Origin of the sequence: Marinobacterium sp. xm-a-127 (assembly GCF_013283425.1) — a bacterium.
In the GTDB taxonomy this organism is placed as follows: domain Bacteria; phylum Pseudomonadota; class Gammaproteobacteria; order Pseudomonadales; family Balneatricaceae; genus Marinobacterium_E.
On the sequence record NZ_WBYH01000004.1, the window covers coordinates 232,882 to 254,431 of the forward strand.

Sequence of the window (21,550 nt, forward strand, 5' to 3'; positions counted from 1 at the left end):
CGGTTTAAAACTTAATTAATCGGCCTGACGACGCAGGAAGGCTGGGATATCCAAGAACTCCATATCATCAGTACCGGTTTTCTGTTGTACTGGCTCTTCCATCTCAACCGCCTGCTCGGCTTGTTGAGCCTGACGATTACGGATTACTGTTGGCAACTCAAGCTGGCTGAAATCAGAGGCCGTAGGTGGCGCCGTTTTCACCTCTACTTGAGTTGGACCACCGGTTGTCACATCACTGTTTACAACACGGGCACCCGCCTGTTGAGCCTGAGCTAAACCAGTCGCTACTACCGTGACTTTGAGCTCTTCACTCATATCTGGATCGATAACGGTACCGACCACAATGGTCGCATTGTCTGACGCGTACTCTTCAACAATTTCACCCACTTCAGCGAACTCACCCAGGCTAAGGTCCATACCCGCTGTGATGTTCACCAAAATGCCACTTGCGCCTTTCAGATCAACATCTTCAAGCAGTGGACTCTTAATCGCCGCTTCCGTCGCTTCTGCTGCACGCTCATCACCACGCGAATGACCAGTACCCATCATGGCCATGCCCATTTCAGACATCACCGTACGAACGTCTGCAAAGTCGACGTTGATCATACCCGGACGGATAATGAGGTCAGCAATGCCTTGAACGGCGCCCTTAAGTACATCGTTGGCTTCACCAAAGGCTTTGATCAAGCTGGTGTTTTTACCTAGCACAGGAAGCAGTTTCTCGTTAGGGATAATAATCAGAGAGTCGACCTGCTCCTGCAGCTCACGAATACCCTCTTCCGCAATCTTCATGCGTTTTTTGCCTTCAAATGGGAAGGGTTTAGTGACGACCGCCACCGTCAGAATTCCCATCTCTTTAGCCACTTCGGCAACGATCGGTGCAGCACCCGTACCGGTACCACCACCCATGCCAGCAGTGATGAAGACCATGTCGGCACCACGCAGAGAGTCGGCAATCTGTTCACGGTCAGAGACCGCTGCCTGACGACCAACATCCGGGTTAGCGCCCGCACCCAAGCCTTTCGTCATATCACCACCGATATGAAGGGCTGTACTAGCGGCCATTTTTCCAAGTGCCTGAGCATCGGTATTGGCACAGATAAAATCTACACCCTCTACATCCGACGCGACCATGTGGTTGACTGCGTTACCGCCACCACCACCGACACCGACAACTTTGATTACTGCGTTCTCGTTTGTATCTTCTACTAACTCAAACATATCTTCCTCCAGGTTTTATGTAAGGCAGGCCCGATCTTTGCCGGTTACTGCCAACTAAGCTCTGATTAAAAGTTACCTTTTAACCAAGATTTTGTTTTAGAGACCCACCCTTCTGATGGCTCTTTTTTAACTCGTTTTTTCTCAGGCTGATGCTCAGCAATATCGTCCGGCATCAAACCAAAATCGGTCATTGTTTCGGCATCCACATGCTGATCAAGGTCGTTATCCGCCGAGTAGAGCAACAGACCAATCGCCGTTGCGTAGATAGGGTTACTCAACAGATCATCAACACCGCCTACACCCGTTGGCTTAGCCAAACGAACAGGCATGTGGAATATCTCTTCAGCGAGCTCAACCGCACCTTCCATCTTCGAAGTACCGCCGGTCAGGACGATGCCGGCTGCCGCTAGATCTTCAAACCCACTGCGGCGAAGCTCTTGCTGAACTAGGGTAAACAGCTCTTCATAACGCGGCTCCACCACTTCAGCCAGAGCTTGGCGTGATAGATCTCGCGCAGGACGATCACCGACGCTTGGAACTTTGATCGTCTCATCAGCACGCGCTAACTGCGCCAATGCACAGGCGTACTTCATTTTGATCTGATCGGCATGCTGCATTGGGGTGCGCAATGCCATGGCAATATCATTGCTGACTTGATCGCCCGCAACAGGAATCACAGCTGTGTGACGAATTGAACCTTGAGTAAAGATCGCGATATCGGTGGTACCACCGCCGATATCAACCATGCAGACACCCAGATCCTTCTCATCATCAGTCAACACCGCGTAACCCGATGCCAACTGCTCAAGAACTACGGCATCGATCTCAAGACCACAGCGGCGAACACACTTCTCAATATTCTGAATGGCGTTAGTCGCACCGGTAATCAGATGAACCTTAGCTTCCAAACGCACACCGGACATGCCAAGCGGCTCTTTGATGCCCTCTTGGTTATCAATCAAATACTCTTGCGGAAGGATGTGCAGAATGCGCTGATCCGCCGGAATCGCGACCGCTTGAGCAGCCTCAATGACACGCTCTACGTCTGATTGAGTCACCTCTTTACTCTGCAGAGCAACAATACCGTGTGAGTTTTGACTCGCAATATGGCTACCAGAGACGCCCACACTGACTGAGTGAATTTTGACTCCCGCCATCAACTCAGCCGCTTCAACCGCTCGCTGGATCGACTGCACAGTAGATTCGATGTTAACGACCACACCGCGTTTTAAACCGCGTGATGGGTGAGAGCCGACGCCCACGACCTCAATATCACCGTCCGTACCGATCTCGGCCACCATACAGACGACCTTAGAGGTACCGATATCAAGAGCTACAATCATTTTTGAATCCACGATTCACACCCAATTTTCATTACGTTTAACCATTGTTATGCGCTCTCCGGCGCGTACTCCAAGTGATTGACGATTTCGCGTAAAGCAAACGACGTCTGCATACGTGAAACATGCGGTAAATCACTCAAAACCTTTCGGCGCAACCGTTCAAAGTCACGCAAATCTCTTGCTGCTACCTTTAATAGATAATCCGCATCGCCGCTCATTAGGTAACAGGATCTGACACTCGGGACCTTAGCAACCGCACGCTCAAACTCTGATTGAGCCGCATCAGACTGGCTATCGAGCGTAATTTCAACCATGACGGTGGCGGTATAACCAACCTTATCGGGATCTACGAGTGCGGTGTAACCAGAAATGATGCCGTCTTTTTCTAGACGTGCGATACGGCGAGACACGGCCGAGCCTGAGAGACGAACGCTATCCGCGATCTCATTCGTGGTGCGACGTCCATCTTGCTGGAGCGCACGAATTATCTCCCAATCTTTTGCATCCACAGATTACAAATCCTAAAGCCAGTGATGACGATTAAATCGTCCATTGCTCAAAATATACACAACCCAACCAAGCATTCCAACACTTAACGCAAAATATTTGCGTTTATCTTTAATTTAATGAGAAATTTTTGCAAAAACTACCAATGCAACCCATATAAATCATATAAATCATATAAATAACAATATTTTCTAATTTACGCACAAATTTTGCGTCATTATTGATAAATAGACAGTAACTTAATTATATTTACAAAAAATTAACGAAACTAATGCAAATTATAGATATGAAACAACAATACTAACACACAAATAAAACGCCAATAATTTTTAATTTATGCAAAATATTTGCATTAAAATTAGATTGTAAGCACAAAATCAAAATATATTATTGATAACCGGCAAAAAACACTCTCTTAGGTTTACATTAGATTTACACATAACATCGCAACATTTTTGCGTCTTAAGAACTAAAAACAAAAAACGCAGCCGAGGCTGCGTTTTTAGGTAGGACAAATTAACGATTAGGGCCAGTAGATATAGAGCACCGCAATAGAGGCCAAGGTAGCAGGAACTGTTAAGAATAGTGCCTTGGTAGCACCGATCAATTTGACCACCAATAACTGATGCACGATCGGGAAGGTGATGAACATTGAGCTCAATGGAATCGACCAGTGCAAGGTCTGAAATCCATAGGCCAGAGAACCCACCAGCGTTAGCGCAGCAAGATTACCGAGCACCACCATCATGACCATATTCTGCTTCACCGCAAACCATGCAGGACGATCAGATTCTGGCATTTTGTTGATGGCACCTACACTCAGCGCAGCCGACATTGAGAAGACGCCGGTTAACAGAAAGATGTATAGCGATTCGTTCATAGTTATAATCTCCTTTTAGCGATATTGTACGGACCTGCACAGAGATTAAAATGAAAGTTAGACAAATAATTTTAGGATCGCTCGCTGCACTTGCACTCACTCCAACCGCCAACGCTCTTAGCGATGAAGGAAAGCACTGGGTGTGCGAAACCGAGTCTCTCTATCGCTCGCTGTTGAGCGCACGTCTGTATGGAGTGGGCAAGGAGCCAGAACAGGGCTGCCAAACCCTACCTACCGGTGTCGCAATCAGCCAGCAAAGCTGCATTGAGTCTGATATTAAACTTTGCCAATACCTTTGGACCGAAGATGGAAAGAGCGTCACCATGTGGGGCAGCGCCATCATCTCCACCCTTAATCAATAACTGAGTATCCCATGCCTGACTTTCTCGTCGACGAACAGGTCGAAGACTATGCCTTTATCTCTACTTCAGCAGAGCCCGAACTCCTGCAGGAGTTGATCGACCAAACCAACCAAAATATGGGATGGCCACAAAAGCTATCTGGCCGCCTGGTCGGCCGAACACTTAAGATGCTCTCTGCGATTGCTCAGCCGAAACGCGCCCTTGAAATTGGTATGTTCACAGGCTATTCAGCGCTATCCATTGCGGAAGGCATGCCGGATAATGGCAAGCTTATCTGCTGTGAAACCAACCCACGCGCGATCGACTTCGCAAAAACCTTTTATGAGCGAAGCGAACACGGCAAAAAGATTGACGTGATCTTTGGTCCTGCCATCGACACCCTTGAAACTCTTGCAGATCAACTTGATGGCCCATTGGATTTCACCTTTATCGATGCCGACAAACGCAACTACCTAAACTACTACTTAAAGGTTAAAGAGCTGACTCGCCCAGGTGGCTTAATCGTACTTGATAACGTGCTCTGGTCTGGCAAGGTCATTCAACCAGAATCCGATATCGATGATGTGTTAGTTGAAACAAACCGACTGATTGCAGAGGACCCCGAGGTGGAAAACGTCTTTCTGACTCTGCGCGACGGTGTCAACGTCGTTCGAAAGCTCTAAATTGAACGTCATGCATATCTTAAGAAAAAAATTTCATGGGATATGCAATTTTCATGAAATCCACTCACGTTTATACTAAGCCACACTTAAAAGAAGCAATTGGAATAGAGATGAGCTGCTCACTTCAGGACAAATTAATCGGTACGGACCAAGGGGTTTATGTCATCGGTACTACCCCACCCAAAATGGGCACCGAAGATGAAGTGATGTCAGGCATTGCTGACAAGCTGCTGGAACGACTCGACCGTATCGCGTTCGATGGCATTATCGTTTATGACATTCAGGACGAGAGCACTCGCATCGACACACCTCGCCCATTCCCCTTTGCTCAAACACGTGACCCGCGCCACTACGCTAAATTGCTTCACGAAAAGAGCGGCTGCGGAACCATCACCTACAACAGTGTTGCTCAAGGTAGTCGACAAGAGTTTGAAGAGTGGGTAGAAGAGACGACTGAGACCTACCACCAGAACAATATCGTCCTGGTTGGCGCCCCCTCCTCGGAAGGTGACTACAAGTTCAGTTTGAATGATGCCTACCAATCACTGGAAGAGTCTCATAAAACAATTGCCCTTGGCGGTGTCTGTATCGCAGAGCGCCATCAGAAAAAAGGCGATGAACACGAGCGCATGGTGACCAAGCAGAAAGAGGGCTGTCACTTCTTCATCTCGCAAGCGGTTTATAACGCACAAGCGACCATCGACATGCTGACCTCCTATGCTCGTCGCTGCAAACAGCTCGATATGGAGCCGGCACGAATCATTTTGACTTTCACACCTTGTGGCAGTGAGAAGACCCTTGAGTTTATGAAGTGGTTGGGTATTTCGGTACCAGAGGCGACCAGCTACCGAATTTTGGATGCCGATCAGCCACTTAAAGAGTCTATTAAGATCTGTTACACCAACTTGCAGATGATTTTGGAATCTTGCGCCGAATTGGATCTACCGCTGGGCTTAAATATCGAGAGTCTTACGAACCGCAAAGAGGAGATTGATGCGGCAATACAGCTTTACTCTTTGCTGCGCGCCCGAATGGAACTGGCACTCTCGGAGCGAGCAATCGGCCTCTAACCGCCCGCTAACTTAACGGTAAAACCCTCTTTCTCTAAGAGGGTTTTAAGTTTGTCGCGGTGATCACCTTGAATCTCAATAATTCCCTCTTTGACAGCACCGCCTGAACCACACCCCTGCTTCAACTTTTTCAGAAGCGTCTTTAATTCAGACTCAACTCTTGGCACACCGGAAATGGTAGTGACGGCTTTGCCTTTTCGCCCAGAGGTTTCACGACGAATGCGAACTACCCCATCCATTGCGGCAATGCGCGTCTGCTCTGCCTGCTCTGAACAGATACAAGCGGTTAACGCTTCGCCACAATCAGGACAGAGGTTACCTTTTTCCGTGCTGTAGACGAGTCGACTAAGCTGATCTTGAAGTGATGCCATATTAAACCTTTATTCCTCCACCGATCTGTCGAGCAAGGTAGCTTGCATAGGAGTCGGTCATACCGCTAATAAAGTCCAAGGCACGCATGTAGCCTTGATAGAGCGACTCACCCGAAGAGGGGGCATGAATCCCCATCAGACCGATAATCTTTTCACTGCGATAACAGAGATCTTCTCCCTGCTTTTGGTGCTGCTCCCAGACCGCCTCGATAAAAGCCTCAACCAACACACCTAGAATAGTATAGGCACCCACCTCTAGCTCTGCTTTTCGATTGTCTGGAAAGACCCGCTCTTGGGCGATACGTTTCGCTGCAGCCAACCCATCTCTAACCATGGGATCGCCATCACTGAGAAGCTCACCCTGATATTGACCTGACAAGATCTCTGGCAGCTGATCGGCAAACACCTGCACCGCTGAGTCGACCATGTTCTCCATCGCTCGACCACGAAGTGCCGAAATCTTACGTCGTGCAGAGGCCTGGGTCGCGAAGATCTCATCATCAAACTCCAGGTCGCCGCAGAGCGTTAACAAGATAGGTTTAACCTCATCGAAACTAAGCAGGTTCAACTCAATAGCATCTTCAAGATCCAATATGGCGTAACAGATATCATCCGCCGCCTCCATTAGGAAGTTCAGAGGGTGACGCGCCCAGCGATCCTCTTCAAGCTGAGGCAGACCAAGATCTTTGGCCAGTGATGCTACTAAAGGAAGTTCCGCTTGATAACAGCTGAACTTACCCTTCTTACCACCGTGACGAGCTGTCCAAGGGTATTTCAATAGTGTTCCTAGAGTTGGGTAGGTTAAGCGCAGACCACCATCAAAGAGATGGTTCTCGATCTTGGTGACGACCCTGAGCCCCTGCGCATTACCTTCAAAGGTTTTTAGATCTAAAAACTCGTCTTCAGAGAGCTGCGAGAAACGCTGATCCTCTTGACGCTGACGGAACCAATCACGAATGGCGTACTCGCCAGCATGACCAAAAGGGGGGTTACCAATATCGTGAGCCAGACAGGCCGACTGCACAATCATCCCCAAGTCATCAGGCGATATGCCCTTTGGCAGCTGATCAGCAATCAACTCGCCGGCACGAATGCCCAGACTACGCCCAAGACTGCCTACCTCAATGGAGTGAGTCAGACGAGTATGGATGTGATCGTTGAGGGACATAGGGTGCACTTGCGTCTTACGACCCAAGCGACGGAAAGCACTACTAAAGATGATTCGGTCATGATCTTTGTGGAAGTGGCTTCGACCCTGCTCCGCCGATTCTACTTCGTCGTGACCATAACGTTTGCGCGTTAGCAGCCTTTCCCAATCCATTTACACTCTCCCAAAAAACTTGGAAGGAAGTGTGCCAGATCCTAGCCCTCTTTATAAGCGTCCAACGCGCGTTTTCGCTCAAGAGAGTAATCAATGATCGGCGCGGGACGACCAAACGCCTGCCCTGCCCCCGGCTTATGACGCTCTTTAGGCGGTAGCGCGGCCAGCTCTGGCAACCACTTCACAAGAAATTCACCTTTGGCATCGAACTTCTCGCTTTGCGCAGTCGGGTTGAAGATTCGAAAATAGGGAGCGGCATCAGCACCCACTGAAGCAGACCACTGCCAACCACCGTTGTTGGATGGGAAATCAGCATCAATCAGATGCTCCATAAAGAACTTCTCACCGCGGCGCCAATCGATGCCAATTAATTTAGTTAAAAAGCTGGCCACGACCATACGCAGTCGATTGTGCATCCAACCTGTTGTTAACAGCTGTTTCATCGCTGCATCGACAATCGGAAACCCTGTCTCACCCTGACACCAAGCCTGCCACAGCGGCTCACGATCCAACCACTGAATCTTCTGCTCAGTTTCTGGTCTAAACGGCTCAAGTTTAGACAGCTCTGGAAACGCAACCGTCAGGTGACGATAGAACTCACGCCAGATGATCTCATTGAGCCAACTGCTCTCTAACCAGCCATCGTTCTCACGCTCCTGTCTTTGAACATGCATCAACTGTAGTGGTGACACAGCACCAATGGTCAAGTAAGGCGATAACTGGGAGGTCCCGTTGATTGCTGGAAAGTCACGATGCTCTTTGTAATCCAACTCCCGTTCACGGACAAACTCGTAGACACGTTCACGGATCGCTTCGGTCTCAACGGGCCACAACTCTTTATCATAGGACAGTGGGCGCCAGCCAAGATCATCTGGAATCTCATCCGAGGGAACAGAGGCAGCTGGAAAAGGGATGTTCATCGCTTTAATTAGGTAGTCAAATCGAGGTAACGCTGCCCGCCATGCACGCGAGAATGGGGTATAGACTTTAAAGTCTGTGCCCGTTTGAGTTTTAACCTCACCCGGTGGAATGATCACCTCACCATGAAAGCCCTGACAGCTCACATCGGGTTGAAGGGCTGCAACGACTGCATCATCGCGCAACTGCTCATTTAGTGGATACTCGTGATTGAAGAAAAAGTGAGTTGCTGACAACTCTGTTGCCAGGTTTCTAATGGCACTGGCACAGTGATCAAAGTGCCCTGCCTGAATCACTTTTAAAGGCACATTCAGAGATTCAAGCTCGCCTTTAACCTGCAGTAACCGATCTCGCCATAGCCCCATACGTTGAGGCGATTCGTTATGTTCCGACCAGCTCTCATGAGTCAGACAGACAAGGGCCACCGTGGCCAATCCATTACGTTGCGCAGCTTCCAATGCTGGGTTTGCGGCTACTCTAAGGTCATTGCGAAACCAGACGATATTCATGTTTTCCCCAAAAAAAAGACCGGCTTTAAAACCGGTCTTCTTATTTCAATAGTGATTACAGACCAATGAATGGCTGAGCCAGACGACCCATAATACCTGTAAATTTAAGTGGCGCTTCAGTTGCGATCAGACAGATGCACTCAGAACCGGTATCAACGATCGGCTGGTGTTTGATCTCTTCATCAAGATCTGCGACATCGCCCTGACAGAAACGCCCCACATCGTCACTGTACGAGCCACGAAGGATCATCGTCAGCTCATTACCCTTGTGGGTATGGTGCGGCACAGAGACGCCAGGCTGAATTCTAAGAAGACGACACGCTCCCTCTCCAGGGAAATTAAAATCGTAATGTTGCACACCCGGGCCAAGACGCTTCCACTCAATGGCATCCAGGTCAGATCCGACAATTTGCGCCAGAGGTTCTGGAACTTCTGCACTGCCTTTGACTTTGACAGCTCGTTCAGCAACCACCTCTTCGCTACCATCGAGCATACCCAAAATGGAGTCTAAAGAGCCTTCGCTCATCGCTTGCGGTTGGATGTCAGAAAGTAACTCACCGCCGATACACTCTGCTTCCCACGCTTTAGTTTGACAGGTCTTGCACCAGTGAAGATGACTATCAACCAACAGTGTCATACCATCAGACAGCGCGCCGGCGGCACGTGCCATAAGGGTAGCATCGTCAAGATGATGACTTATTTTCACTCTTCTTCTCCCCAATGAGCTTTGAGTTTGCTGAATGCCAATCTCAATCTCGATTTAACGCTGCCGAGCGGTATACCTAACTGCTCGGAAATTTCTGAATGACTCTTACCCTCATAATATGAGAGGTAGAGAACCTGTGCCTGAGCTTCAGGCAACTTGGCGATGGCTCCACTCATTCTCTCTTCAAGAACGGCATGCTCGCCGTAATGACGTTGATCGGGATCGATCTCTTCTTCAGGCAACTCGTATTCAACCGCTTTCTCTCTGCGAAGGCGATCGATGCATTGGTTTCTTGCCAATGTGAAAATCCAGGTACTGGCACTGGCTTTACTGCGCGTGTACAGGTGCGCTTTACGCCATACGGCCAGCATCGATTCCTGTGTCAGCTCTTCGGCTGCCGCTACCGGCATTCCAAAACGGATAATGTACGCTTTCACTCTGGGTGCAAAATGTTCGTATAAGCGGCTGAAATCCACTTTACTGCGGGTTTCAGAAAGCGACGCGAGCAGGTCTGACCATGCATCCCGCTCCTTCTTCTTTTTTTGCTCCGCTATTGCCACTGCTGCAGTCACATCAGTTTCCTCGGATCTGTTATCAGTCATCGCTTTCACTACGTTAGAGGGTTTATAAATGGATCACATTTTGAACAGTAAATAGTAAAAATTGACCGTTGGCCACTTTTTTGAAAATAACCGACATCTTTTGATCTATCAAGGTAGACTGTTCGTAACGAAATTCAAGCTTGTTTTTGCATGGACTCAATAATGAATGTAAGGCCTTTAAAACCATTGAATATCGCAGTTATCGGTTCTGGTATCTCCGGATTATCCGCCGCCTGGCTTTTAAGTAAACGCCATAACGTTTCACTTTTTGAAAAAGATGATCGCCTTGGCGGCCACTCAAATACCGTTGAGATCGACACTCCCGAAGGCAACGTTCCGGTGGATACAGGGTTTATTGTATTCAACCCCGTTAACTATCCCAATCTGGTCGAGTTCTTCAAATATCTCGAAGTAGACACTACCGATACCAATATGACCTTCGGCGTCTCACTAGAGAAAGGCAAAGTGGAGTATAGTGGCTCTGGCTTGGGCGGCTTTTTTGCACAGCGCCGCAACCTCCTCTCTTTTAAACATTGGGGTCTACTTCGTGAGATCTTAGCTTTTTACAAAGATTCTGATCGACTCCATAACGACCCTAGTCTGGCCGAATTAACGCTTGGACAGCTTTTGGAGCGCGAGGGTTACAGTCAAACCTTCATTAATGAGCACCTTCTGCCCATGAGCGCTGCAATCTGGTCAACGCCCATGGATAAGATGCTGGACTACCCTGCAGAGACCTTTATGCGTTTCTGCATGAACCATGGTCTCGTTCAAGTGAAGGACCGCCCACAGTGGCGTACAGTGATAGGTGGTAGTCGCCAATACGTTAATAAAATCGCTGAGCAACTGGGTGATGGCGTCATCTTGAATGCTCGCGTACACCGTGTCGAACGCGATGCTGACGGAGTTACTCTGATCGATCACCACGGACAGAAGCGTCGCTTCGACCAGGTGGTATTTGCCTGTCATGCTGATCAGACCCTTGAGATGCTGTCTGACGCAACACCGGAAGAGCAGCGACTTCTGAGCGCCTTTCCTTACCAACGCAATCGTGCGCTGTTACACACTGACACTAACCAGATGCCAGTCCGTAAAGGTGCTTGGTCAGCTTGGAACTATCTGGCCTCAAGCGATCAAGGCGAAGGTGAGCTTGCAGTGACCTATTGGATGAACGCACTGCAGCCTCTGCAAACCAAACAAGATGTGTTTGTCACACTCAATCCTATCGAAGAACCTAAAGCCGATAAGATTCTTGGCAGTTTCCTATACGACCACCCTGCGTTTGATCAACGTTCCATTGAGGCACAGAAGGAGATTTGGGCCATTCAAGGTCAACAACGCAGTTGGTTCTGCGGTGCTTGGATGGGCTATGGTTTCCACGAAGATGGTATCCAATCAGGCCTCGCAGTTGCGGAACAGCTCGGAGGCGCTTTGCGACCTTGGACCGTCGACAACCCCAATGGACGTATTCATGTTCAAGAGCCCGTTAGAACAACGCAAACATCCGAGAGCGCAGCCTAATGTTTAGCTCCGCGCTCTATGAAGGCAAGGTGATGCATCACCGCTTCAAGCCTAAGCGTCACCGTTTCATCTACTCAGTTGCCTCAATGTTGATTGACCTTGATGAGCTAGATAGCCTCGACGCTAATCTGACTCTGTTCTCAAAAGAGCGTTGGAATCTATTTAGCTTTAAAAACCGTGATCATGGCGAAGGGAGCGACCGAGACCTCGCTGAACAGGTGAGAGAGCAGCTGCTGCAATACGAGCTGTCTGAGTATGGTCACAGTATCAAATTACTCTGCTACCCCAGAATGTTTGGGTACGTCTTTAATCCACTCAGTGTCTTCTACTGTTACGACTGTGACGGCAACCTTGGTGTCATTCTTTACGAAGTAAACAACACCTTCGGTGAGCGACACAGCTACCTGATCCCAACCAACAGTAAGAGTGATCAGATTCGTCAAAGCAGTGAAAAGAGCTTTTACGTCTCTCCATTTATGCCTATGAAGGCGCCCTATCAGTTTCGCATGCTGGCACCCCATCAGCGAGTCTCTGTCTGCATTCGACAGTCCGACTCAGAAGGGTCCCTTCTGCACGCCACCTTTACTGGTAAACGAACTGAGCTGACGAACAGAACACTGCTAAAAGTCCTGTTTAAATACCCTTTGATGACCTTCAAAGTGATTGCTGGCATTCATTGGGAAGCGCTCCAACTCTGGCTTAAACGCGTACCACTTCAAAAACGAGTCAAAGGTACGACTCATCAAGTGGTTTTAATCGATAATAAAACGAGGGTTTCTGATGCGTCCTTCTGAATACACTACGACCCTTTCCAACCAGCAGCTGTCGTCTCTCGGTTGGTTCAACCGTCGCGCATTGAATCTGTTGCACAAAACACTCGATGGACAGATTAAAGGGCGACTGACTCTTGAGCTACCCAACGGCATGATTCATGACTTTGGCCAGCAGACAGATAATGAACATCACGCCATCATTAAGATTAATAGCTTTAAATCCTTGCGTCGTCTTGTCCGAGGTGGATCTATCGGCTTTGCAGAGAGCTTTATGGATGGCGAGTGGCAAACACCCGATGAGGTCAGCGTTATTCGCTGGGCTCTAGCCAACGAAAACTTAGTGAATGACATCCTAAAGGGCCACCCCCTTCTGCGTTTATTCAATCGTTTAAGCCACTTAGGCCGTGCGAATACGAAAAAGGGCAGCCGCAAAAATATTGCTTACCACTACGACCTAGGCAACGACTTCTATGCTCAGTGGTTAGACCCAAGCTTCACCTACTCCTCAGCTCTGTTTGAGAGTGATGAGACACTGGAAGAGGCACAACTCAACAAGTACCGAACCATTTGCCAGATGTTAGATCTTAAGGCCGGTGAGCATGTGCTTGAGATCGGATGTGGCTGGGGTGGTTTTGCTGAGGTAGCGACCAAAGAGTTTGGCGCCAAGGTAACAGGAATCACTCTATCAAAAGAGCAGCTCGCATTTGCCAAAGATCGAATGAGTCGCTTAGGTTTAAACAATCAGGCGGACCTACAGCTTATCGATTACCGTGACATCCAAGGTGAATACGATCACATTGTCTCAATAGAGATGTTTGAAGCGGTCGGCGAAGAGCACTGGCCAACCTACTTCGAGACTCTAAAAAAACGTCTTAAGAAAGGGGGAAGCGCGGTCCTGCAAATTATTAGCATTGCCGATGACCGTTTTGAACAGTACCGCAGCTCTGCCGACTTCATACAGCGCTACATTTTCCCTGGCGGCATGCTACCAAGCCCTACCGCGCTACAAGGCGAAATCTTGTTAGCGGATCTTAAGCTCTGTGAACAGAAGTTGTTCGGTTTGGATTATGCCAAGACCCTAGAGATTTGGCGCCGCAACTTCTTAAACGCTTGGCCAAGCATTAAGGCGACCGAAGCGTTCGATGAGCGCTTTAGACGGATGTGGGTTTACTATCTAGCCTATTGTGAGGGTGGATTTAGAGAGGGTTCGATTGATGTCGGACTCTACAAAATACAGCACTAAGCTTTCGAAGAGCCAGATAGTATTTTATGGCCTTCCGGCTCTTCCGCTCTCACTTCCAACTCTAGCGCTCTATATCAACCTACCCACCTGGTACCACGAACAGTGGGGCTTATCGCTTGGTCTGATCGCGCTGATTCTTTTTTTTGCAAGAGCGTCAGATCTCGTCGTAGATCCCTTCATAGGGAAGTTAAATGACCGACTATCAGACACAACTCAAAGAGCGGTCATCATTGCAGGTGGGTTGATCTGTATCCCATCCTCACTTTTATTGATCTATCCCGCAGAATCCTTTGTTGCCATCTCTATGAGTCTAGGTTTAATAGGTCTCTTTTTTGGTTGGACGCTGATTCAAATCCCCTACCTCAGCTGGCTAGTACGCCTTAGCAGCGATGCACAAGAGCGCATAACGATCGCTTCGTTAAGGGAGTTTTTAGGCTTGATAGGCCTTCTGCTCTCCGCGCTCATACCTGCACTGATGGTCTATCTTGGTTACTCAGGCACCGAAGCTCTCAGAGCCGTTGTTTGGATTGCACTGCTACTGGGGGCCATCACACTGACACTATTGATGGCTAAGGTTCGTTTAAAACCTTTAAATAGAAAAGAGGACTCTCAAACAGATTCAGCCTCCACATGGCGACCGATTCAACGAAATCGCTTAGCAAAGAGACTGGCAATCTCTTGGTTTTTTAATGGTTTAGCGAATGGCGTTCCTGCGACGCTGTTTCCGCTCTACATCACAATGGTTCTTTTATTACCAGAGAGTGACCGAACACTCTACATTGCGATCTACTTTCTCTCTTGCATCCTCTCAATCCCAGTATGGATTAAGCTGACGCGAACCCTAGACCGAATCGATCTTTGGCGAACGGGTATGTTGATTAGTGCCGTCGTATTTGTACCCGCCAGTATGCTGGGTAGTGACACTGCTTGGTTATTCATTCCTATCTGTCTATTAACCGGTGCGATGTTGGGCGCTGATCTGGCGATACCCCATGCGATTCAGGCTGACGTCGCTGATTACCATCAGTGGCGATTTGGACAATCCCAAACGAATTTGCTCTTTGCATTGTGGAACATGATCACAAAACTGGCACTGGCACTTTCAGCCACCCTCGCCTTTGGTCTGCTTGAACTGTTTGGCCAAACACCCTTAGTTTTGGCATTGATCTACGCACTTATCCCCAGCGTACTTAAAATCATAGCCGTGTTGGTCGTAAGAGATTTTAGGTTAAGCGCCAGCACACACAAAAAAATCAAACAGCGTTTAGCTCAGGAGACCATCCGTTGAAAAAAGCGATAGCAGTTTTACTGATGGTTATGTTGAGTGGGTGTTCACAGATGCAGATCGATCAAATCAGTCAATCGCAGCCAGCATTGAAGATTGAGGAGTACTTCAATGGCAAGGTCTATGCTTGGGGTATCTTCGAAGATCGTTTTGGCACCATCAGACGTCAATTTCAAGTTGAGATTGATGGTAACTGGGATGGCCAAACGCTCACCTTAGATGAACAGTTTCTCTATGATGATGGCGAGCGCGACCAGCGCATTTGGGAGATCACATCATCCAACCCAGGTCGTTATGAAGGCCGCGCAGATGACGTTATTGGTTCAGCAACCGGAACCAGCCAGGGCAATGCATTGAACTGGCAGTATGACATCGATTTAAAAGTGGGCGATGGCAGCTGGCGTGTCACCTTCGATGATTGGATGTTGCTGCAACAAGGCGGAGTACTGATCAACAGAGCCTATGTCAAAAAGTGGGGGTTCACGATTGGTACCGTCACCCTAAGCTTTATGCGCGGTGATGCTATGAAGGAAGCGCCATTTTCGCTTTGATCGAGCGCAGAATTCGTCCTAGAAGGGGTAGTTTCATGTACAAGGGTGCACTATCCCAATAGTCTAAATGTTCAGTAATCAATCCGCTCTCATTAATAGAGAGACGACTGACCCCCTCTGTTGTAAACACCCCCAATACAGGCAACTTTGCACGGAACTCCCACCGAACATAAGCCGCCTCTGGCTGTTCACACCATTCAAAGACGGTAAATGATGGATCCTCTGAGCGTTCAAACATATCGGTCAGAATTTCACACATCTTCGAAAAGCCACGAACGTCATTAAACGGATCGGCGAATCGAACATCTGGAGTCACCAGTGATTCAAACTGAGTGACACTGTCCGGTGTTAAGTTCTCAAAAAGCTCAACGTATTGTTTTACCGATGTTTGATTCATCGTTTAGTGACTCGTTTTACCAGAGGGAAATAGAGTTTGTAGGGCAAGTGCCGCAACAAGGCAAGTGTAGCAGCAAAGAGTTTAGGAAAGCGGATCTCAAAACTACGCCCTTTCAGCCCTTTCACAATCTCCGCAGCGGCTTGCTCAGGCGATATCAACGCGGGCATTTGAAATTGATTCTTGTCTGTGAGAGGTGTCTTAACAAAGCCCGGATTGATCAACCGTATATCGACCTTTGAATCCTCTAGCTCAACTCTCAGGGACTCGCACAAATTGATCAGCGCAGCTTTAGAAGCACCGTAGGATGATGCATAAGGGAGTCCTCGGTAGCCTGCTAGAGAGGAGATGACACCAATTTGCCCACCTGATTTAAGATAGGTAGGAAGTATCGCCTCCAGCAGGTAGACCGCCCCGAAATAGTTCACCTGCATTAGCGATTCACAGTTATCTGCATTAAATTCAGTGGCTGGCATCTCTTGGTGCGTACCCGAGCTGATGATGACTTTATCGGGCATGCACTCTTGGCAAATCTCGGCCCAAGCGTTAATACAGGAATCGCGATCTGTCACATCCAGAGGCATATATTGGCAGCCGATAGACTCGGCAAAGGTTATTAAGCGCTCTTCGTTTCGAGCACTGATTAGGACTTGATAGCCCTCATCCAGGTAAGCCTTAGCGAGCGCAGCGCCAATTCCGGTACTGCCTCCAATTATCCAAATTCGACTAGCCACGCTACTCCCTATTCTGAGCCAGAGAGGTCTCTTTAATCAGCTGACCTCCGTTCCATATCACCTGAATATCAGACCCATCCTTGGCTTTAAACTCAAGTGCTCGCCATCGCCCATCGCGATCGTACCAACTGACCGTTCTATCCAGATCACCGCCAAGGCGATAGCCATCCAATTGTACGGTTTCACCTCGGGCATCTAAGAGCGCAGAGCCCACAGACTCTGGTGAAATCTCATCCATATTACCGGTGATACTATTTAATACCTGCCGCTGATCAAGAATCTGCCGATACCAGTGATGGGTCGTCATTAACTCCGCTGGGTAGGCATGCACTCGCCCTTTTTTATCCACTGTCTCTAAAACATCGGATTTTTGGACGGCCGTGACCGATGACTCTTTTTTGTTGCTAACCGTTTTCACGTTGAGCTGCATGAGTCGATCATTTTGCCAAACCTCATTAGCCTGATATCGGTACTCATAGTTGAAAAAGCCAAAGACTTTCGCCGTTAACTCCATCTCGATCTCAGCGGCGACACGATCGTGGGTGACATCACTGAAACGAAGTGTGTAATGACCGACCGGCTCACCTTTGCGATAGACATCGTAAGTGATGACTTCTGGGTAGAGCTTGGCCTGACCAACCAATTGAGAGGCATTCAGGATAGGCGCTAAAAAAAGCCCCATCACAAAAACAGACTGTCTAATTATTAACATCATAGTCTGGATTACGACACCGAGAGAAAAGTGGTTCTCAGCCGGCAAGAAATTGGGTAGTCTTAGACTAAAGAATTAGTATAAAACGACTTGGAGATAATCGATGCGTTTCAAGAACAATCTGTTCATCGCTTCACTTGTTCTAACCGCTCCGCTGGCTTTTGCTGGTCCTAAGGTAGTGATGCAGACCAGCATGGGAGAGATCAAATTTGAACTCAACGATGAGAAAGCCCCCATCTCTACCGAAAACTTTCTGAACTATGTCGACAAAGATCATTATGAGGGTTTGGTTTTTCACCGAGTCATTCCAGGCTTCATGATTCAAGGCGGTGGTATGGATGCCGAGATGCGTGAGAGAAACACGGGCAGCCCGATTAAGAATGAGTCGATGAATGGGCTGAGCAATGTTCGAGGTTCCATTGCCATGGCCCGAACCCAAGCACCTGATAGCGCCACAGCGCAGTTCTATATCAACACAGTTGATAACTTAGGTCTTGATGGACGAACCAATCGCCCTGGATATGCGGTGTTCGGCAAAGTCATAGAAGGGATGGAGGTCGTCGATAAGATTTCCGCGGTACAAACCGGCAATGTCAGTTACTACCGGAATGTACCAAGAGAGCCGATCACAATTTTGAGCCTAGAACGTATCGATTAGCGCGATAGGTTCACTTGGTTCAGCCTGCGCGCATTGGCAACGACCGTCACTGACGACAGTGCCATCGCTGCGCCGGCGATCATCGGATTGAGTAAAAGACCAAACACGGGATATAGAATACCCGCAGCAACAGGAATCGCCGCGACATTGTAGAAAAATGCGCCGAACAAATTCTGTTTGATATTGTTGACCGTTAATCGCGACAACTGAATCGCATCCGCTACCGCATGCAAAGAGTTCTGCATCAGTGCTACATCAGCAGAAGCTAACGCCACATCAGTACCACCACCCATTGCATAACCAACATCCGCTTGCGCCAGCGCTGGGGCGTCATTAATACCATCCCCAACCATAGCAACCACCTCACCCTCGGCCTGAAGTTGGGCGATTGTCTGCAGTTTTTGCTCAGGCTGAACACCGGCAATGACTTCACTAATGCCTGCTTGTTTGGCGATCGCTTCAGCCGCCACTGAGTGATCGCCCGACAGTAGTACTAATCGAAGACCCATCACTTTGAAACGCTCGACGGCAGATTGACTATCATCACGAAGGGCATCATTCAAAGCAAACAGGGCTAAGACTCGGCTGCTATTAAACAACCAGACCAATGAGGCGCCCTCTTCACTCCACGCTTCTGCATCACAGACAAAATCGGATGAATCGATATCAAAGGTTTCCATCCATTGCCCGCTACCCAAACGATAGGTTTCATCGTCAATGACCGCTTCCACACCAGAACCAGAGATCGATCTGAATTGATCAACCTCGCAAGCGCCTCCCTCGAGTGAATGACTTAAGGCTTTAGAGAGTGGATGCTCAGAGTGTGAAGCAAGCGTTTTGGCGATTGCTGCATACTCAGGTGCAGCATGCTGATGAGTCAGTGAGGGTTTGCCTTGAGTCAATGTGCCGGTCTTATCCATGACGACACAGGTCAGGTCTTGTGATCGCTGCAGGGCATCGCCCTCTCGAATAAGCACACCCATTTTAGCAGCACGACCCACACCCACCATCACTGCCATTGGGGTCGCCAGACCCAACGCACAAGGGCAGGCCACAATTAATACGGTCATGCTGGCTAGAGTGGCATAAGACCAAGTCGGTTCTGGACCAACAAACCACCAGAGTGCAAACACAAGCAGTGCAATAAGAATGACGACGGGTACAAAGATAGAGGCTATTTTATCCGCCAACTTACCCAGTGCAGGTTTGCTGTTTTGTGCCTCTCTGACAGACGATAGGATTTGAGCGAGGCGAGTCTTCTGCCCTACTTCGGTCACACGAACCAGTAAAACGCCCTCACCATTGAGCGTGCCTCCGGTCACTTGGTCATCTAACTGACGTTGAACTGGAACAGACTCACCGGTCAGCATCGATTCGTCAACATAGCTACTGCCTTCAACCACTAGGGCATCAACCGGTATCGTCTGTCCTGGTAGGACTCGGACCAGATCACCAGGCAGCAGGAGTTGAATAGAGACCTCTTTGGCTTCACCTTCAATCACTTTTAGCGCTGTTTTCGGTTGTAAATTCATTAGGTGACGCAAGGCTTCTGCGGTCTGATTTCGCCCCTTAGCCTCTAAGGCTTGACCCAGCAGGATGAAGCCAATAATCATAACTGAGGCTTCAAAGTAGAGGTGTCTGGCTTGCGTGGGGATCGACTCTGGAATCCATTGAATGAACATCAGCAGAAGTGCTGAATAGAGCCAGGCTACCCCGGTGCCCAAGGCAATCAGTGTATCCATATTAAAATCGAGACGTTTAAAACTCTGAAGCGCCCCTCGGAAAATATGGCCACCTGAGTGGAACATCACCATCGCGGAGAGTGTAGCCGTGATTAGGCCATTCACCAGACCCTCTGAACTCTCCACCGGCGGCATGAGGCCTGCCAACATCTGAACCATCAAAAATGCACCCAGGCCAATCGCAACCCAGGCATGAGTGAAGGTCTGTTTTAGCTCTTGTTGATTCTGTTGATCACGAGCCGCAAGATCCTCTTCATTCTCTATAAGAGCGGCACCGTAGCCAGCATTGATGATCAGTTGTTCAACCTCAGTGGTTGGAAGATTCGACTCAACAGTAGCTGTTCGATCGGCGAAGTTGATCGCAAAATCAGAGATATCATCAGAAGCATTCAAGGCCTTTTCGATTGATCGAACACAGCCGGCACAACTGACTTTTGACAAAGCATATTGATGGATCGTCATGACACACTCCTATCGCTGTATAGCGGCGTAATCACCCTGCAGTTCAAACACTGTCTGCTCATTACCCACGGCGACGCTGATTGGTAGCCGCGCACGCTGTTTCTCTTGAAAACGCTGCCAGAACTGCTCAACGACAGCGTCATCTGGCAGTGTCGCAACCGCTTTCAGGCGATCGGTGACAGGGGCTAAATAGCGCTGTTCGCTTTTGGCAATCATAACATCGGCATCAATGCCACGCTCTCTGAGCCATAAGGTCAGCAGACACCAACCGCTCAGTGTCGCGATGGAGGCTATGGAACCCGCAAAGCCCGTTCCCTTATCGTTCAGATTCGGTTCTAGCGGTGCACTAAGTTGAAGTTGATTGCCAGTGTAATCGATCTCATCAATCTGCATAGCAGCCGTTAATGGAATGGCCTGATGCAGCCAACTAAGAAACGCCTGATCACTCACCCGTCCACTCCGCAACATATAGGGACTGATCCATTTCTGGAGCTTGGCGATCTCGCATTGGTTGACCTAAATAGATGAAGCCGACGATCTCTTCATTGTCATTAAGACCCAATCCCTTCTGCACATTCGCATCAAACATCAGATCACCCGAACGCCACATAGCTCCGACACCTTGTGCGTAAGCTGCCTGAACCACAGCTTGCGCGGCACAGGCGGCTGTCATTACCTGCTCAATCTCAGGCACTTTAGGGTGCTGTTGTATCACCGCAATCGCGACCACGATCATCGGTGCTCGAAGAGGCATATTCAGTAGGCGATTTCGTTGCGCCTCTTCAATATCAGGATTCTTAACTAAGGATGCATCAAGGTAGAGCTGGCCTAAACGATCAAGCGCAGATCCTTGAATGGTTAGGAAGCGGTAAGGTCGAAGCAGACCGTGATCGGGCGCTCGCGATGCGGCCTGAAACATCAGCTCCAGCTGCTTTGCTGTAGGCGCAGGCGCTTCCAACATGCCACAAGAGGTACGCTGGGTTAACAGTTCAATCGCATCCAT

At 48.8% G+C, this 21,550-nt stretch carries 24 protein-coding genes; 9 read left to right on the forward strand and 15 right to left on the reverse strand.

The features are described from left to right. Positions 1-15: 15 nt before the first annotated feature. The 4 genes from ftsZ to XMA127_RS08980 form a co-directional block, all read right to left on the reverse strand. Positions 16-1,221, reverse strand: a complete 1,206-nt coding sequence (ftsZ, locus tag XMA127_RS08965) for a cell division protein FtsZ (protein ID WP_173481367.1) — start codon at positions 1,219-1,221, stop codon at positions 16-18. A gap of 65 nt (positions 1,222-1,286) precedes the next feature. Continuing rightward, on the reverse strand, positions 1,287-2,564 hold the full coding sequence (gene ftsA, locus XMA127_RS08970; RefSeq protein ID WP_173481368.1) for a cell division protein FtsA: 1,278 nt from the start codon (positions 2,562-2,564) through the stop codon (positions 1,287-1,289). Between the two features lie 47 nt (positions 2,565-2,611). Continuing rightward, positions 2,612-3,073 (reverse strand): Lrp/AsnC family transcriptional regulator, encoded by a 462-nt coding sequence (locus XMA127_RS12090; RefSeq protein ID WP_173481369.1) that lies wholly within the window; start codon positions 3,071-3,073, stop codon positions 2,612-2,614. 521 nt (positions 3,074-3,594) lie between these two features. Next, positions 3,595-3,951, reverse strand: coding sequence for a hypothetical protein (locus XMA127_RS08980; protein ID WP_173481370.1), 357 nt, complete (start codon positions 3,949-3,951; stop codon positions 3,595-3,597). A 50-nt stretch (positions 3,952-4,001) separates the two neighbouring features. Here XMA127_RS08980 and XMA127_RS08985 point away from each other — a divergent pair, with 50 nt between their 5' ends. The 3 genes from XMA127_RS08985 (at position 4,002) to XMA127_RS08995 (ending at position 6,045) form a co-directional block, all read left to right on the forward strand. After that, positions 4,002-4,313: a hypothetical protein gene (locus XMA127_RS08985; protein WP_173484612.1), complete on the forward strand. Its 312-nt coding sequence runs from the start codon at positions 4,002-4,004 to the stop codon at positions 4,311-4,313. An 11-nt stretch (positions 4,314-4,324) separates the two neighbouring features. After that, positions 4,325-4,975: an O-methyltransferase gene (locus tag XMA127_RS08990; RefSeq protein WP_173481372.1), complete on the forward strand. Its 651-nt coding sequence runs from the start codon at positions 4,325-4,327 to the stop codon at positions 4,973-4,975. 110 nt (positions 4,976-5,085) lie between these two features. Further along, a complete protein-coding gene (locus XMA127_RS08995) occupies positions 5,086-6,045 on the forward strand; it encodes a hypothetical protein (RefSeq protein ID WP_173481373.1) in 960 nt (319 codons plus the stop codon). On the opposite strand, the gene XMA127_RS09000 is transcribed toward XMA127_RS08995, so the two are convergent. From XMA127_RS09000 to XMA127_RS09020, 5 genes are read right to left on the reverse strand one after another with little or no spacing between them, the layout of a single operon-like run. After that, a complete protein-coding gene (locus XMA127_RS09000; protein WP_173481374.1) occupies positions 6,042-6,416 on the reverse strand; it encodes a translation initiation factor Sui1 in 375 nt (124 codons plus the stop codon). The genes XMA127_RS08995 and XMA127_RS09000 overlap by 4 nt on opposite strands. 1 nt (position 6,417) lies before the next feature. Then, on the reverse strand, positions 6,418-7,737 hold the full coding sequence (locus XMA127_RS09005; RefSeq protein WP_173481375.1) for a deoxyguanosinetriphosphate triphosphohydrolase: 1,320 nt from the start codon (positions 7,735-7,737) through the stop codon (positions 6,418-6,420). A gap of 41 nt (positions 7,738-7,778) precedes the next feature. Continuing rightward, positions 7,779-9,164 (reverse strand): deoxyribodipyrimidine photo-lyase, encoded by a 1,386-nt coding sequence (locus XMA127_RS09010; protein ID WP_173481376.1) that lies wholly within the window; start codon positions 9,162-9,164, stop codon positions 7,779-7,781. Between the two features lie 55 nt (positions 9,165-9,219). Continuing rightward, the gene (locus XMA127_RS09015; RefSeq protein WP_173484611.1) at positions 9,220-9,870 is read right to left on the reverse strand and encodes a ChrR family anti-sigma-E factor; all 651 of its coding nucleotides are present in this window, start codon (positions 9,868-9,870) and stop codon (positions 9,220-9,222) included. Continuing rightward, the gene (locus XMA127_RS09020) at positions 9,867-10,472 is read right to left on the reverse strand and encodes a sigma-70 family RNA polymerase sigma factor (protein ID WP_173481378.1); all 606 of its coding nucleotides are present in this window, start codon (positions 10,470-10,472) and stop codon (positions 9,867-9,869) included. Before XMA127_RS09020 ends, XMA127_RS09015 begins: the two co-directional genes overlap by 4 nt. Before the next feature lie 162 nt (positions 10,473-10,634). Here XMA127_RS09020 and XMA127_RS09025 point away from each other — a divergent pair, with 162 nt between their 5' ends. The 5 genes from XMA127_RS09025 to XMA127_RS09045 are packed head-to-tail and all read left to right on the forward strand — an operon-like array spanning position 10,635 to position 15,845. Continuing rightward, complete coding sequence (locus XMA127_RS09025) at positions 10,635-11,993, forward strand: NAD(P)/FAD-dependent oxidoreductase (RefSeq protein ID WP_173484610.1); 1,359 nt, start codon at positions 10,635-10,637, stop codon at positions 11,991-11,993. Then, positions 11,993-12,787: a DUF1365 domain-containing protein gene (locus tag XMA127_RS09030; protein WP_173481380.1), complete on the forward strand. Its 795-nt coding sequence runs from the start codon at positions 11,993-11,995 to the stop codon at positions 12,785-12,787. The genes XMA127_RS09025 and XMA127_RS09030 overlap by 1 nt, the downstream gene beginning before the upstream one ends. Then, positions 12,774-14,009 (forward strand): cyclopropane-fatty-acyl-phospholipid synthase family protein, encoded by a 1,236-nt coding sequence (locus XMA127_RS09035; protein WP_173483381.1) that lies wholly within the window; start codon positions 12,774-12,776, stop codon positions 14,007-14,009. Before XMA127_RS09030 ends, XMA127_RS09035 begins: the two co-directional genes overlap by 14 nt. Next, positions 13,981-15,297, forward strand: coding sequence for an MFS transporter (locus XMA127_RS09040; RefSeq protein WP_173499155.1), 1,317 nt, complete (start codon positions 13,981-13,983; stop codon positions 15,295-15,297). Before XMA127_RS09035 ends, XMA127_RS09040 begins: the two co-directional genes overlap by 29 nt. A 29-nt stretch (positions 15,298-15,326) precedes the next feature. Continuing rightward, a complete protein-coding gene (locus tag XMA127_RS09045) occupies positions 15,327-15,845 on the forward strand; it encodes a DUF3833 domain-containing protein (RefSeq protein ID WP_173481476.1) in 519 nt (172 codons plus the stop codon). Here XMA127_RS09045 and XMA127_RS09050 read toward each other — a convergent pair. From XMA127_RS09050 to XMA127_RS09060, 3 genes are read right to left on the reverse strand one after another with little or no spacing between them, the layout of a single operon-like run. Beyond that, on the reverse strand, positions 15,817-16,242 hold the full coding sequence (locus XMA127_RS09050; RefSeq protein ID WP_173481383.1) for a nuclear transport factor 2 family protein: 426 nt from the start codon (positions 16,240-16,242) through the stop codon (positions 15,817-15,819). The genes XMA127_RS09045 and XMA127_RS09050 overlap by 29 nt on opposite strands. Further along, entirely contained in the window at positions 16,239-16,973 is a 735-nt protein-coding gene (locus tag XMA127_RS09055) for an SDR family NAD(P)-dependent oxidoreductase (RefSeq protein ID WP_173481384.1), read from the reverse strand. Before XMA127_RS09055 ends, XMA127_RS09050 begins: the two co-directional genes overlap by 4 nt. Position 16,974: 1 nt before the next feature. Continuing rightward, the gene (locus XMA127_RS09060) at positions 16,975-17,688 is read right to left on the reverse strand and encodes a DUF6134 family protein (RefSeq protein WP_173481385.1); all 714 of its coding nucleotides are present in this window, start codon (positions 17,686-17,688) and stop codon (positions 16,975-16,977) included. Between the two features lie 100 nt (positions 17,689-17,788). Here XMA127_RS09060 and XMA127_RS09065 point away from each other — a divergent pair, with 100 nt between their 5' ends. Continuing rightward, positions 17,789-18,343: a peptidylprolyl isomerase gene (locus XMA127_RS09065; protein WP_173481386.1), complete on the forward strand. Its 555-nt coding sequence runs from the start codon at positions 17,789-17,791 to the stop codon at positions 18,341-18,343. Here the strand turns inward: XMA127_RS09065 and XMA127_RS09070 are convergent. From XMA127_RS09070 to XMA127_RS09080, 3 genes are read right to left on the reverse strand one after another with little or no spacing between them, the layout of a single operon-like run. After that, on the reverse strand, positions 18,340-20,547 hold the full coding sequence (locus XMA127_RS09070) for a heavy metal translocating P-type ATPase (protein WP_173481387.1): 2,208 nt from the start codon (positions 20,545-20,547) through the stop codon (positions 18,340-18,342). The two genes, XMA127_RS09065 and XMA127_RS09070, sit on opposite strands and share 4 nt — an antisense overlap. A 9-nt stretch (positions 20,548-20,556) precedes the next feature. After that, a complete protein-coding gene (locus XMA127_RS09075) occupies positions 20,557-20,997 on the reverse strand; it encodes a YiiD C-terminal domain-containing protein (RefSeq protein WP_173481388.1) in 441 nt (146 codons plus the stop codon). After that, positions 20,990-21,550 (reverse strand): nitroreductase family protein, encoded by a 561-nt coding sequence (locus XMA127_RS09080; protein ID WP_173481389.1) that lies wholly within the window; start codon positions 21,548-21,550, stop codon positions 20,990-20,992. The genes XMA127_RS09075 and XMA127_RS09080 overlap by 8 nt, the downstream gene beginning before the upstream one ends.